11 protein-coding genes are annotated in these 14,305 nt (G+C 59.2%); 7 read left to right on the top strand and 4 right to left on the bottom strand.

All coding sequences use genetic code 11. The features are described from left to right. Positions 1-523: 523 nt before the first annotated feature. Both LOY70_RS11690 and LOY70_RS11685 read left to right on the top strand, forming a co-directional pair. Positions 524-1,477, top strand: a complete 954-nt coding sequence (locus LOY70_RS11690; protein WP_265036763.1) for an alpha/beta fold hydrolase — start codon at positions 524-526, stop codon at positions 1,475-1,477. Between the two features lie 883 nt (positions 1,478-2,360). Then, the gene (locus tag LOY70_RS11685; RefSeq protein ID WP_320110200.1) at positions 2,361-4,541 is read left to right on the top strand and encodes an ATP-binding protein; all 2,181 of its coding nucleotides are present in this window, start codon (positions 2,361-2,363) and stop codon (positions 4,539-4,541) included. Positions 4,542-4,556: 15 nt separating this feature from the next. Here the strand turns inward: LOY70_RS11685 and LOY70_RS11675 are convergent, their stop codons facing one another. The 3 genes from LOY70_RS11675 to gabT form a co-directional block, all read right to left on the bottom strand. Further along, a complete protein-coding gene (locus tag LOY70_RS11675) occupies positions 4,557-5,045 on the bottom strand; it encodes an Lrp/AsnC family transcriptional regulator (RefSeq protein ID WP_003203167.1) in 489 nt (162 codons plus the stop codon). A 45-nt stretch (positions 5,046-5,090) separates the two neighbouring features. Then, the gene (locus LOY70_RS11670; protein ID WP_265036761.1) at positions 5,091-5,747 is read right to left on the bottom strand and encodes an HAD family hydrolase; all 657 of its coding nucleotides are present in this window, start codon (positions 5,745-5,747) and stop codon (positions 5,091-5,093) included. Between the two features lie 90 nt (positions 5,748-5,837). Continuing rightward, the gene (gene gabT / locus LOY70_RS11665) at positions 5,838-7,130 is read right to left on the bottom strand and encodes a 4-aminobutyrate--2-oxoglutarate transaminase (RefSeq protein WP_123342922.1); all 1,293 of its coding nucleotides are present in this window, start codon (positions 7,128-7,130) and stop codon (positions 5,838-5,840) included. A gap of 286 nt (positions 7,131-7,416) precedes the next feature. Here gabT and LOY70_RS11660 point away from each other — a divergent pair, with 286 nt between their 5' ends. From LOY70_RS11660 to LOY70_RS11640, 5 genes are all read left to right on the top strand, one after another. Next, the gene (locus LOY70_RS11660) at positions 7,417-8,343 is read left to right on the top strand and encodes a 2-hydroxyacid dehydrogenase (RefSeq protein WP_265036759.1); all 927 of its coding nucleotides are present in this window, start codon (positions 7,417-7,419) and stop codon (positions 8,341-8,343) included. A 131-nt stretch (positions 8,344-8,474) separates the two neighbouring features. Next, positions 8,475-9,554: a hypothetical protein gene (locus LOY70_RS11655; protein ID WP_265036757.1), complete on the top strand. Its 1,080-nt coding sequence runs from the start codon at positions 8,475-8,477 to the stop codon at positions 9,552-9,554. A 2-nt stretch (positions 9,555-9,556) separates the two neighbouring features. Beyond that, the gene (locus LOY70_RS11650) at positions 9,557-10,645 is read left to right on the top strand and encodes a DUF6161 domain-containing protein (RefSeq protein WP_265036755.1); all 1,089 of its coding nucleotides are present in this window, start codon (positions 9,557-9,559) and stop codon (positions 10,643-10,645) included. Positions 10,646-10,906: 261 nt separating this feature from the next. Then, positions 10,907-11,764, top strand: a complete 858-nt coding sequence (locus LOY70_RS11645) for a GNAT family N-acetyltransferase (protein WP_265036753.1) — start codon at positions 10,907-10,909, stop codon at positions 11,762-11,764. A gap of 42 nt (positions 11,765-11,806) precedes the next feature. Next, a complete protein-coding gene (locus LOY70_RS11640; protein ID WP_265036751.1) occupies positions 11,807-12,514 on the top strand; it encodes a cupin domain-containing protein in 708 nt (235 codons plus the stop codon). 182 nt (positions 12,515-12,696) lie between these two features. Here LOY70_RS11640 and LOY70_RS11635 read toward each other — a convergent pair whose 3' ends face one another. Next, on the bottom strand, positions 12,697-14,154 hold the full coding sequence (locus LOY70_RS11635) for an NAD-dependent succinate-semialdehyde dehydrogenase (RefSeq protein ID WP_265036749.1): 1,458 nt from the start codon (positions 14,152-14,154) through the stop codon (positions 12,697-12,699). Between the last annotated feature and the right edge of the window lie 151 nt (positions 14,155-14,305).

Genomic DNA, 14,305 nt, shown 5'->3' with positions numbered 1-14,305 from the left:
AAATGCGGCTCACGGTGGAGGCCCTCGCGCCGAGGACCGAGCCATCGAAATGGCCGAAAATCTTGAAATGGCTGTTTATCGGCTTGACGGCCGCAGTGCTTGCAGCCGCAGCCGCAATCGCCTGGATCTTGCATTCGTTGGGGCCGATGCCGTCTTTCGGTTGATTGCCACAGATGCCTCCTAACCCACCTCTACCGTTCATACAGTGAACGCTGGGAGATCTGCGCTAAGCGGGAGCCGAGCACAGGAAAACCACGCTTGATCACCTCGTGTCTTGGGGCTGCTGCGCAGCCCAGCGGGAGCAAGCTCCCTCGCCACGGGACTGTTGTTTGACGTGACAAATAGGGGGGAGACGCTGACCTAGCTTGGGTTGCAGCGAAGCGAAACGCAGGTATCTGTTTTCCCTATAGTTGCTATCGACATCACCGCCGTTCTCGTCCTGCGCGACTCTCTCTAATCTGCCCACCAACGCGATCGATGACGGTCGCAGCAGATCAAGCCACCCCTTATGGAGAGAGAAACGATGAACACATTCAACCGCACCCTGGCCGTCGCTACACTGGCACTCGCCACCCTCAGCGCCGAGGCGGCGACACCTGCCCAGGCCGGCGCGAGCGCGTCGGCGGTCGGCAGCGTTGTCCAGTCCGCCAGCTATGTCACCACCAAGGACGGCGTCCAGCTCTACTACAAGGACTGGGGTCCAAGGAATGGCCAGGTCGTGACCTTCAGCCACGGCTGGCCGCTGGACTCTGACAGCTGGGACGCGCAGATGATGTTCCTCGCTTCGAAGGGTTATCGCGTGGTCGCCCATGATCGTCGCGGCCATGGTCGCTCCAGCCAGCCTTGGGAAGGCAACGACATGGATCACTACGCCGACGACCTGGCGGCGGTGATCGAAGCGCTGGACCTCAAGGACGTGACTTTGGTCGGTTTCTCGACGGGGGGCGGTGAAGTGGCGCGCTATATCGGTCGTCACGGTACCGCGCGGGTGAAGAAAGCCGTGCTGGTCTCCTCCGTGCCACCGCTGATGCTCAAGACCGACACCAACCCCGGCGGCCTGCCTATCGAAGTGTTCGACGGTTTGCGCAAGGCGTCCCTGGAGAATCGCTCGCAGCTTTACCTGGACGTTGCCTCGGGCCCGTTCTACGGCTACAACCGCAAGGGAGCCAAGCCATCCCAAGGCCTGATCCAGTCTTTCTGGGCGCAAGGCATGCTGGGTGGCAGCAAGAACACTTATGACTCGATTGCGGCATTCTCGGCCACTGACTTCCGTGCCGACCTGAAGAAGTTCGACGTGCCGACACTGGTCATCCACGGCGACGACGACCAGATCGTGCCTATCGACGCAGCGGGCCGAGCCTCGGCGGCGCTGATCAAGGGTGCCCGGCTCATCGTCTACGCTGGTGCACCGCACGGCTTGACCGAGACGCACAAGGATCGTCTTAACCAGGATCTGCTGAAGTTCCTCCAGGAGTAAAGCAGGCGCATCGTCTAAAAAGCCCCTTCCCTGGAAACAATGTTGTTCACTTAAGGAAAACGGTGCTTCTTCTGAGGAGGAAGCGCCGTTTTTTTTGGGGCTTGTTTTTATGGGTGGGGGTTTATGATTCGTGTGTATATCCGTTGCTGCGGTAACGGCCGCTGGCGGTTACGCCCTTACGGCGGCTCACTTTTGAGAAGCGCAAAAGTAAGCAAAACGCTACATGCCCCACCACTCGGTGCCTCGCTTAGGCTCGGCATGCCCTCACTCCGGCATTGCTCCGTGGGCCCGCTGCGAAGGGCCATCCATGGCCCAGCGCAGCTATCCCGGCATCCATGCCGGGATGCCCACTGCGCAATGCCTGCGTTCGGCCATCGTGGTTAACGGGGCGCCGAGATCAACGTCCACTACGAGGCGGCCTGATAGCCGACCTGGTTTGGGTGGGACCGCGTTTCTCCTGTGGGAGCGGGCTTGCTCGCGAAAGCGGAGGGTCAATTTGTGGTGATGTTGGCTGTGCTGACGCCATCGCGAGCAAGCTCGCTCCCACATGGAGTTGCGGGTGTTCACAGCATCTGCACACGACACAAAAAACTGTGGGAGCGAGCTTGCTCGCGATGGCGGTGGCTCAGACACAGAGAGGCTGGGCCGTTACCACAAAAACGGATATACACACGCCCCCCACGACAAACCCCAAAAAAACGGCACCTTCCCATCTAGGATGAAGCACCGTTTTTTCTTAAGTGAATAACATTACCCTCCCTGGAAAGGCCTTTTTTTGTTCCCCGCCAGTCATGTCAACCGATTCCCTGACAGGTCATCGATTGGTGTGAACCTCGCCGCCCCTCAAGCCTCGGATATTTAGGACGTTTCAAAGGGTGAGCCCATGGCAATCGAAGACACGCTAATGCGCCAGCGCAAGGTGCTTGCCGAGTTCGGTGAGCTGGCCCTGGTTTCAGATGACTTGGAGCAGATCCTGGATGAGGCCTGTCGCCTGGTGGGTGCGGCGCTCGAAACTCATCTGGCGAAGTTCATGTTGCTGGAAGACGACGGTCTTACCTTCATCGTGCGAAACGGCGTGGGCTGGACGCCGGACGTTGTCGGCAAAGTCCGAGTGCAAGCCGTGGAGGGCACCCCGGAGAGGTATTCGCTCCATACCAGCCGCCCTGTCATCTCAACCGACCGCGCCACAGAAACCCGGTTTCGCTACCACGACTTTCAAATACGCAACGGGGTCCAGGCATTCGTTAACGTATTGGTCTACGGAGCGACCGAGACACGCCCATTCGGAATTTTCGAAGTCGACAGTCGCAGCCCTCGGCAATTCAGCGAGAGCGATATCGATTTTCTGCGCGGCTACGGCAACCTGCTCGGTGCTGCGTTAAGGCGGGTCAATGCCTTGCAGGCCATGCGCCTGTCTGAGGAACGACTGCGCGAAAGCGAAAGACATTACCGCATCGCCGCCGAGCTCAATCCGCTCTGGCCCTGGACGGCCGACAGCCAGGGCGCCGTGACGACCCTGGATCAACGCTGGTATGAATACACCGGACGGACCTCCACACAGACACTCGGCCGCCAGTGGCTGAACGCGGCGCACCCCGATGACCGGATATCGTTTGCCCGATTATGGAAGCGCTCGCTGACGACCCTGCAGCCTTTCGACAGCCAGATCCGCTTGCGAAAACACTCCGGTGAATACCGTTGGTTCAGAATCCGGGCGCTTTGTAGCCGGAACTCTGCCGGGCAATGCGAACAGTGGTACGGCACCGTTGAGGACATCAACGAACGGGTGCAGTTGGAAGCCGCACTGAGGGATTGGAACGATCTGCTGGAAGAGCGTATTGCCAAGCGCACCGAGCAACTTGAGCGCGAACAGCACGAGCGCGCCTTGGCCGAGTCCAAACTGCGGCAAAGTCAAAAAATGGAAGCGGTCGGACAACTGACTGGCGGTATCGCCCATGACTTCAACAATCTCCTGGCGGGCATCACCGGCAGCCTGGAGCTGATGCAACGACACATCGACAGTCACCGTTATGAGGGACTGTCGCGCTACAACTCCGTCGCCCTGACCTCGGCGACCCGTGCCGCCGCGTTGACCCAACGCCTGCTGGCGTTCTCAAGGCAACAATCGCTCCAGCCTGAAGTGTTCGAACCACGGACGGTGGTGGCGGGTCTGGAGGAAATGATCCGGCGCTCCGTAGGCCCCAGTATCCATGTCGAGTGCTCCTTCAGCGGTAACGACCCGATCAAATGCGATCCGAACGGCCTGGAAAACGCGCTCCTGAACCTGGCGATCAACGCCCGGGACGCCATGCCCGGTGGCGGAACCCTGAAGCTGCAAGTACGAAGCTGCGTGATCACCGAACGCTCCTCCAGCGAAAAGACCCTGCCACCAGGTCCCTACGTAGACATATCGGTCATGGACTCAGGCACGGGGATCAGCGCCGACATCCTCTCCCGGGTGTTCGATCCGTTCTTCACCACCAAGCGCATCGGCGAAGGATCCGGCCTGGGCCTGTCGATGATCTACGGGTTTGTCCAACAGTCCGGCGGACAAGTCAGGATTCACAGCAGTGTCGGCGTGGGCACGACGGTGACGATGTATTTTCCGGTGGTCAACCAGCCGCCAGCCAGCATTGAACAGACCCAATCGAACGAGACGACGTCACTGCAACCAGGCAGCAACGAAACCATCCTGCTGGTCGACGACGAGGCCGCCATTCGCCAAATGGCTTCGGAGTTCCTGAGCGACACCGGCTACCGGGTCGTCGAGGCGCTGGACAGCGTATCGGCCTTGAAGCACGCGGATAAGCTGGGGTCTATCGATTTGCTGCTGACGGACATCGGCCTGCCCGGAACCATGAACGGCATTAGCCTGGCTGAGGAAATGAAGGCCCGGTATCCGCAGCTCAAAGTGTTGTTCATCACCGGCTTTGCCGAAGGCGAAAGCCTGGTTCGCGTCGACGCCACCACCCGGATCCTGACCAAGCCGTTCAGTTTGAACGACCTCAGTCAGCGGGTGAGCTCGCTGCTTCATGCAGGTGATGACGGTGCAAGCCCGGTGTAATCGCGCGTTTGCCGATCAATGCCGCAAGAGCTTACGCAATGGGATCTCGTCCTTGCGCACCGGGGATTTGATGACGATGTAGCTGAAGTACTTGGAGATACCGATGTTCTTGTCCAGCAGGCTTTCCATGACGTCCTGGTAATCCTGGATGCTGCGGGTCATGAAGCGCACCAGGTAATCGTAGCCGCCACTGATCAGGTGACACTCGAGCACTTCATCCACCAGGCGGATGTTGGATTCGAACTTGGCGAAGTCCTCGCGCTTGTGGTCGCTCAAGGTGACCTCGGTGAAGACCGTCACCGAATCGGTAATCTTGGCCAGGTTCAGATGGGCCTTGTAGCTGGAGATATACCCCAACGACTCCAGCCGTTTGACCCGCTGCAAGCATGGACTGGCTGACAGGCCCACGGCATCGGCCAGGCTGACGTTGGTCATGCGGCCGTCTTTTTGAAGCTCAACCAAAATGCTGATGTCGATCCGGTCCAGTTTCGCTAAACCTTCCATCGCATACCTCTTGCCTGCCGTTCGTAAGACAATCTTCTAACAAAATCAGCGGCGTAAAGACAGCTGATGCTGAGCCACCAGGTCCGCCATGCTGTTGATGCAGTAATCCGCCGCGCAGGGCGTGGACGGGTTTTCGCTGCTGCGACAGATCAGGCAAACGGCCCCGACCTTGCGAGGACGGGCGCCAGGGCGGGTTATCTGAAGGATAGCTCCTGCAACCAGGCCATTGGCCTCCAACCAAGCGTGATCCTGCAGCGGATCACTGGCCAGGGAAATAAAATCCTCTGGCTCGATGCCCAGGCGCTCGCACAGGGCAGCCCGGTCCTCGGCATCCCGATCCCCCAGTACCAGCAGGCGATAAAACTTGCGCAGGTAGAGCATCGCCCCCGGCGCATCCTCGAACAGCGTCCAACTGGCGGCCGAGCGGGCGAAACTCATGCCCTCCTCCCAACTGATCTTGAGCTTCAAGCGTTCGGCCAGCTGGCGGTGGGCGAAACACAGCAAGCCGCTGAAACCCAGCTCGCCGAAGCGTGGATACAGGGCTTGCAGCACCTGGTCGAATTCGGCCAGCACCTGTGCCTTGTCCTGCGGCTCGCCGAGGTTCTCCAGCAGCGGCTGCAAAGCCGTCCAAACGCCGGAATCGCGATCCACCAGGACCTCATCGCAGTCGATCAACAATGCTCGATATTCAGTCAGCCTCATCTGTAAAGCCTCCGATGATGTCCCATCGCTCCACGCTCCATTGAGTTACACGGGGGCTTGCCGCGGCAAACGCCCCGTACGCGGGGTGTTTCAGCCCATGACCCGGGCCAGCGCAGCGTCGAGAATCTGCAACGCTTCGTCAATCTGAGCTTCGGTCGTGACCAGCGGTGCCAGGAAGCGCAACACGTTGCGGTAAACCCCGCACTTGATCACCAGCAACCCACCCGCCCGGGCCTCATCGATCAGGCGTTGGTTCAGGTCGGCATCCGGCGTGCGGGCGTCATCTTGCTTGATCAGCTCGATCGCCAGCATGAAACCGCTGCCACGCACGTCGCCAATCTGCGGGTAGCGAGCCTGCAGGCGCAACAGCCCCTGACGCAAACGCTCACCCAGGGCATCACCACGCGCCAGCAATTGCTCCTGCTCGTAGGCCTCGATCACCGCCAGCGCCGCGGCGCAGGACAACGCATTGCCACCGTAGGTGCCACCCAGGCCACCCGGCAACGGTGCGTCCATGATCTCGGCCTTGCCGACCACGCCGGACAGCGGCAAGCCGCCGGCAAGGCTTTTGGCGACGGTGACCAGGTCCGGTTGAATGCCGGAATGCTGGAAACCGAACCATTGGCCGGTGCGCCCGAAGCCGGTCTGGATTTCATCGAGAATCAGCACAATGCCATGTTTCTTGGTCAGGGCACGCAGTGCCTGAAGAAATTCGGCGGGGGCCGTAAGGAAACCACCGTCGCCCTGCACCGGTTCGATGATGATCGCCGCGACCCGCTCAGGTGCTACCTGGGTCGCCAGCAATTCGTCCAGCGCCTGGAGCGCCATCGCGCTGCTGACGCCGCGATATTCATTTGGATACGGCGTGTGGAAAACCTCTGGGGCGAACGGCCCGAAATTCTGTTTGTACGGCTGGCTCATCCCCGTCAGCGTGGTGCCGAGCAAGGTGCGACCATGGAACCCACCGCGAAAGGCAATCACCGCCGAGCGGTTGGTGTGGGCACGGGCGATCTTCACGGCGTTTTCCACCGCTTCCGCGCCGGAGGTGAAGAACGCGGCCTTGTAGTTCTCCTGGCCGCCGATCATTTCGCAGAGGCGCTGGGCCAAGTCCAGATAAGGTTTATAGGCCACGACCTGGAAGCAGGCATGGGACACCTTTTGCAATTGAGCCTGCACCGCCGCAACGACTTTGGGGTGGTTATGGCCGATATTCAGCACACCGATGCCGCCGACGAAGTCCAGGTAACGCTTGCCGTCCACGTCCCACAATTCCGAGCCCTGGGCCCGATCGATCACCAGCGGGTGTGCGGTAACCAGACCACGGGGTACAAATTGATCACGCTGACGGAGCAGACTTGGGGTTTCTTCGACTTTACTGTTCATGGCAATTCCCATCGTGAGCCTCGCTGCCAGTAAGCGGCGGCGGTGTGTTCACAGATTAAGGGTTCGACGCGATTGTCTAAGCCGAACTTGGCCGCTGAGAAATCCGGATCGACTGTTTACACCCCGGCAAACAGCAGAATCCTCCAGAGGCACTGCGCCCCATGGAATCTGCCGGGAGGGGCGCCTAACAACGCAGCGGGATGCTTCTACGCGGCCCCTTTCAACAGATCCTGCTCTGCCGTTGAGGCATGCTAGAAACTCTTTAACCTCAGGCGAGAAGTGATCCATGGCCCTGCTTTATAAAGCTGACCCGGTCCGCGGCGAACACTGGCGGCGGCTGTTCGCCGAACACGCACCGGATATCCAATGGCGTGCCTGGCCGGACATCGGCGACCCGCGGGATATCCAGTACCTCGCGGCCTGGCAGGCACCGGACGACATCGAGACCGTATTGCCAAACCTGGAAGTCCTGTTCGCGTTGTCAGCCGGGGTCGACCAGCTCGACCTCGGCCGCTTGCCGCCGACGCTGCCGGTGGTGCGCTTGCTCGATCCGGGGATCACCCAGGGCATGTGCGAGTACGCCAGTTTCGCCGTGCTCAGCCTGCATCGGGACATGGTGCGCTATCGCCAGCAACAGGCCGAACGCTGCTGGCAGGCGCACCGACTGGTGCCCGCGCAACAGCGCCGGGTGGGCGTCATGGGCCTGGGTTTGCAGGCGCGGCAGATCCTTGCCACCTTGCAGACATTCGGCTTTGCCTTATCGGGGTGGGCCCGCAGCGAGCATCGCATTGAAGGCGTGGACTGCTTTGCCGGCGCCGAGCAACTGCCGGTCTTCCTCGGTCAGTGCGACATCGTCGTGTGCGTGCTGCCGCTGACCGAGCAGACCCAAGGGATTCTCAACCGTCAGTTGTTCCAGCTCCTGCCCAAGGGCGCCGCCCTGGTCAACATGGGCCGGGGCGGGCACCTGGTCGAGGCGGATCTGCTGGCAGCCCTTGCCGATGGGCAACTCAGCGCCGCGGTGCTCGATGTCCTGGAGCAGGAACCGGCGCCAGCCGATCATCCGTTCTGGCAGCATCCGCAGATACTGCTGACGCCGCACATCGCGGCAATGACCCAACCTGAGAGCGCATTTGCCGTGCTGCTGGAGAATATCCGTCGGCATCAACGGGGCGACTCGATGCTGGGCCTGGTCGACCGTGAGCGGAACTATTGATCGCTCAAATACATGCCCCTCTATCAGCCTCATAACGTGGTGTCCTGCTGCTGTTTTTTTATAAAACAGCAGCTATGACGCTCATCAAATGATAGCATTTAGCCTTCAATTCATCTGAAGGACCAGCCTGCATGAATCAGAACGTAAGGACACAACGACTGGATAAGCTCCATAAGCTCGTAACGGCCTACACCATCGAAGCTCATGAGGAAAAACTGCTACCCAACGATCACCCCGCGCTCGCCTGGTTCACCCAATTTAAATACCTGGATCCTGTCAGCTGGGCGCTCAATCCCAATAAAATCCCCTACGTTGCAACCACTGCGCTGATTGACAGTTATTCCTGCCTGCCGCGAAGACCAGACATGGCCTTTACCTATCTGTGGACCGCGACCAACAGTTGTTACAACGATCTCTACATGAAGTTATCGGTTACTGCGGAAAGCTTGGGAGACTCGAAAGCCATTGAAAAATCCCTGGTTGAAATCAACAAGTTCATGCAATCGCAAATTGCGCTGCCCGCCGAGACTCCGTTGGCTGCCGATTTCAGCACGCCTCACGCCATAACACTGGATTTCGTAAACTGCCTGCCCGACAAGACTTTACACTTCGTCGCGTCTTACATTCTGAAAGGCATGGCCATCGAGAAACATAATGAGCGCGCCACGCAAAAAACAGACGAAATAAGAAAAATTCATATCTCCTCATCCTACAAGTCGTTTAAAAACAAATTTCCAGCGATGTTCAATCATTTTTACTGGACCTATGGTGAGGCCTACTCCAGCCTGTGCACCATTACCGAAATGCCGGACAAAACAGACGTAAGCTTCGGAATCACCGACAATGAAAAATCTCGGAAAATCACGCATGCGCTCGGGAAAGAGATCAAAAAAATACTCATCACGATACCCATGATTGAGCAGTTCGATGATCTCGGCAAGGTCACCATAAAAGTACCCGCCCTTACCTCAGACGCTCAGAGACTAGAGTGCCTGGTGTTTTGTTTTCTCTACGCCGCCAGAAACAATAGCGCACACGGAAACGTAGCATCACGGGTAAACAGCATTTTCTCGGACAGCAAAAGCATCGTCGCCGCAACGTGGATGTTTTTATTCGGTTATTTCTACCTCTCCCTGATTCTCCTGTGCTTGGGCTCCATTGGGCCGGACGACCTGTCCATTCATTCAGCCAACGCAGCCCTGATAGATTAAAGATGACAACACTCGTGCTGAAAGCGTTGAGCGGAGAGCATTTTGAATTCGACTACCTCGTCGACCAATATGATTTCATGCGAAATGAATTGAATTTTTGGAAACCAAAAATAAAAAGTCTCCAAAAAAAAGGAAAATCGAGCCCCCATCAGGCCTTGGAAAATTTAGAGGCCTGCGTAGCGATATTCGAATATCACCTCGCCCAGGAAGAGCATTACCTGCTTGACGACGAGCCGCCAGAAGAGGAACTTTCTGACGTCTGGATTTTCAGCAACTCACTCGCCACGATCAAATGGCTGGAGATTTATTCGAACGCGCCCGCTATTGCCGCAGGCTTCTACGATGCAATTTTCCTGGGAAAAAGTGAAAACCAAGGCTCATTTAACGATTTCAGCGGATACTTGGCCGCCTATGAGTTCAAACTTCCCCTGCAAAACTCTTTCGCACAGCGCTCCACCTCAGAAGCGGCGGTGATACGTGGAATTCACTCGAGTTTCTTCAAGGTCAAATACAGGCTCGTAAAAAAAGCAAGAAAGGAGATGAACCAATTTGCCCAGTGGCAAAAGCAGGAAGAGGACGCCTGGGCAACGCGCCTTGAAACGCTAGAGTCCACGTATAAGGAAAAGCTTCGGCTGGAAGGCCCCGCGACCTATTGGGCAAAAAAAGCCAGTGAACACCAGACACGTGGTTATATCTGGACAGGCGTACTCAGCGTTACCTTGTTTTTCTCCGTCATCGGCCTGTGGACGTCCTTCAATCTATGGCTGAGTGGTGACCGCACACCAATCGCCCTCAATCAGATCGAGGGCGCGCTCATTTTCGTCACCCTTATCTCAACCTTGGCCTTTACCGTCAAAACACTCTCCAAGTTGGTTTTCAGCGCTTTCCACCTTCAACGGGATGCAGAAGAGCGAGAGCAGCTTACCCACTTGTACCTGACGTTGAGCAAAGACACGCAAGTGGACGACGAATCGAGAAAAATCATCCTCCAGTCGCTGTTCAGCCGCTCGGAGACCGGCCTTATCTCCAACGAATCCGGGCCGACCATGCCAGGGCTGACCGACCTGCTGTCTGCTTTCAAAAAAGGCTGACAGACCCACAATGGGTCATTCGGACGGCGCCTGCGTCTTCGCTGATCGCGCTTTCGCTTCGGTCCAAGCCTGAAATCCGGCCCGGTATTTACTGCTGGCCGGGCCGCGGATTTGAGCAAGAAATGTGGTCGGAAAAGCCGTTGCTGACCGAACATACCGAATCAATGGGCGGCCCTTGCCAGGCCTCATTGCAGGTGAGATACACACACTTTCCGCGGATAAAAGCCGTCCGATCAAGTGCCTCTTCAAGGGTGATCTACCATGTCCCTTTCGCAACGCCCCACGTACGTTTATCGCTCCATGACCGCCGCCGATGTCCCTGCGGCACACGCCTTGTCCGTGCAGTTGAAATGGCCCCACCGCCTGGAGGACTGGGCGATGCTGCAGCGCGTCGCCCAAGGTTTCGTGGTGGAAGATCAAGGTCGTTTGATCGGTACTGCCTTCACCTGCCCCCAGGGTAGCCACGCCACCATTGGCCTGGTGATCGTCGATGATGAGTACCAGGGCCAGGGGATCGGTCGCAGGCTGATGGAGCAGGCCATTGAGGCCTGTGGATCGCGGACCGCCATCCTCAATGCGACGTTGGCCGGAGCACCGCTGTATGCCAGCCAAGGGTTCGTCGACTTTGGGCATGTCCAGCAACATCAGGGACAAGCGCTGGTGCCTGCGCCCCAGGCACTGGCCGCCGACGAACGCTGCCGCTCGTTGACCGCAGCCGATCACGCCGGGCTGATCCAACTGGCCAATGCTGGCACTGGGCTGGACCGAACAGCCGTACTCAATGACCTGTTCAATGTCGTTGAACATTCAATTGGCCTGGAGCGAGACGGTCACTTGTGCGCCTTCGCCCTGCTGCGTTCCTTTGGCCGTGGTCGCTGCATCGGCCCGGTCGTCGCCGAGACTCCAGAACAGGCCCGGCACTTGATCGCGGTGCTGCTGGCCCAGGTACCGGATGCCTTCGTTCGCATCGACATCCCCTCGGACAGCGGCCTGGCACCTTGGTTGGAAGAAGCCGGGCTCAAGCATGTCGACACCGTCGCCCAAATGGCCCGCGGCACGCCCCCAGAGGCTACCGGCGCGGTGCGCCAGTTCGCGCTGGTGACCCAGGCCATTGGCTGAAAAAACCGTCCTCATCAACGTTGCTTTGGAGAATCATTTTTCATGCTCGAACCGACCGCAGTGCTGTTGGCACACGCCGATGGCCGTCTCGCTTCAACCCCGTTCACGCCAGGTTCGCTGGGCGCCAATGATCCGTTTGACCGACTCATCGCCTATGCCGGGGCGGATGGCATGGCTGCCGGAGTGGTCCGGGCGAGCGGCCGGTTCAGCGTCGACGACTACCCCTTCAATGAAACCATCGTGGTGCATGCCGGCGCGGTCACCCTCAGGAGTCAGGCGCAGACGCTGCAGCTCAAGCCGGGTGAGAGCGCGGTGATCGGCCTGGGGACGGCCCTTGAGGTCGAGGCGCAAGCGGAGTCTCTCTGGGCATTCTGTGCAGATGCCCCGGTGGTTGACGCGCGTCATCCCGGGTTAACGGCGCTCCCTGCCCACACTCATCTCTCGCCCTCCGCGGCACCGGATGATGAGATTCTGATTAGCCCCCCGCCCCAATGTCGCTCGAACAATCTGTTTGTCGAAGAAGCGACCAACCTGCGTATCGGCGTCTGGGACTCGACCCCTTATACCCGCCGGTCACGCCCGCACAAACTGCATGAACTGATGCACCTGCTCGAAGGCAGCGTCACCTTGCAGGCCGCCGATGGCAGCGACCTGACGGTCAACACCGGCGATACCGTGTTCGTGCCCCTGAATGCGCCGTGTGCCTGGCAGAGCAGCGTCTATGTACGCAAGGTCTACGTCGTCAAATAGTCTGGGTTGCGAAGACGGCGGCACATTCAGCATCGTCGTCACCTGGACCACCGCCATCGCGAGCAAGCTCGCTCACAGGGGATCTGTGGTGAATATCAACTTTTCTCTAGCCCAAAAAAAGCCCGCAGTGTGCGCGGGCAAAGGTGTCGCAGGTCTTTCAAAGTGCGGCGGCGATGGCCGCATCACAGCCCACCAATGTGGAAGGCTTTGACTTCGAGGTATTCATCCAGGCCGTACTTGCTGCCCTCGCGTCCCAGGCCCGACTGCTTGATGCCGCCGAAGGGCGCGACTTCCATGGAGATGAGCCCGGTGTTGAGGCCGACCATGCCGAACTCCAACGCCTCGCCGAACCGCCATGAACGACGCAGATCCTGGGTGAAATAGTAGGCCCCAAGGCCATACGGCGTGGCATTGGCCAGGGCCAACGCCTCTTCTTCGGTCGTAAAGCGCATCAGCGGAGCCACTGGGCCGAAGGTTTCTTCATTGGCCAGCAACATCCCGGCGTGGGCTTCGCCCAGAACCGTTGGCTGGACGAACTGGCTGTCGCCTTCGGGAACGCCACCACAGAGCAGGCGCGCACCTTGACTCAATGCATCGTCGATATGCCGGGCGACTTTGTTCACCCCAGCCAGGTTGATCAGCGGGCCGATCGTCACGCCAGCCTCCAGGCCGTTGCCGACCTTGAGCTTGCCCACCTCCTCCACCAGACGCTCGGCGAAACGCTCGTAGATGCCGTCCTGCACCAGAATGCGATTGGCACAGACGCAGGTCTGGCCGGCGTTGCGAAACTTGCTGAGCATGATGCCGGTGACGGCCTGCTCCAGGTCCGCGTCGTCGAACACAATGAACGGCGCGTTGCCCCCCAGCTCCAGGCTCAAGCGCTTGATGTGTTCGGCGCTCTGGCGCATCAGCAACCGACCGACCGCCGTCGAACCGGTAAAGGAAATCTTGCGCACCGTCGGGTTACTGGTCAGCTCTTCACCGATAGCGGCAGGCAGACCGGTGACGACGTTGAACACCCCGGCCGGAATCCCCACCCGCTCGGCCAGCACTGCCAGCGCCAGGGCCGACAACGGGGTCAGGTCCGAAGGCTTGACGATGACCGGGCAACCCGCCGCCAAGGCCGGTGCGCATTTGCGAGTGATCATCGCATTGGGGAAATTCCACGGCGTGATCGCCGCACAGACGCCCACCGGTTGCTTGAGCGTCAGCAGGCGCCGGTCGCCGCTGGGGGCCGGGATGGTTTCGCCATAGACCCGGCGGGCTTCTTCGGCAAACCATTTGGCAAAGCCGGCCCCATAGCGGATTTCGCCTTTGGCTTCGTTCAGCGGCTTGCCCTGTTCACGGGTCATGATCAGCGCCAGGTCGTCGAGGTTATCGATCATGGCTTGATACCAACGCTCCAGCAGCGCCGCCCGCTCCGCCGCCGGACGCGCACGCCAGGCCGGCCAGGCGCTCTCGGCGGCTTCGATGGCACGGCGGGTTTCCACACCTTGCAGGGCCGGCACCCGGGCGAGGACCTGGCCGGTGGCGGGGTCGATGACGTCAAAGGTGGCCGCGTTGTCGGCACCGATCCACTGACCGTCGACGTAAGCGAGTTCTGCCAACAGGCTGGGGTCTTTCAATTGATTCTTGAGCATGGTCGCGTCCTGTTCCGAGGTGATTCCAGTCTAAGGAGATGCCACGGGGCAGGATGCTGAAAGCGCGGTTTGGGCAGTGTTGGATGCTGAAGTTTTGTGCTGGGACGGCAGGCTCTACCGAGAAGGATTCAGGCTAAACACAGCACCCTGT

This window comes from Pseudomonas sp. B21-054 (assembly GCF_026016345.1).
GTDB lineage: Bacteria > Pseudomonadota > Gammaproteobacteria > Pseudomonadales > Pseudomonadaceae > Aquipseudomonas.
Note: the sequence above shows the minus strand (reverse complement) of the source record. Positions and strands in the feature narration are given on the sequence as shown.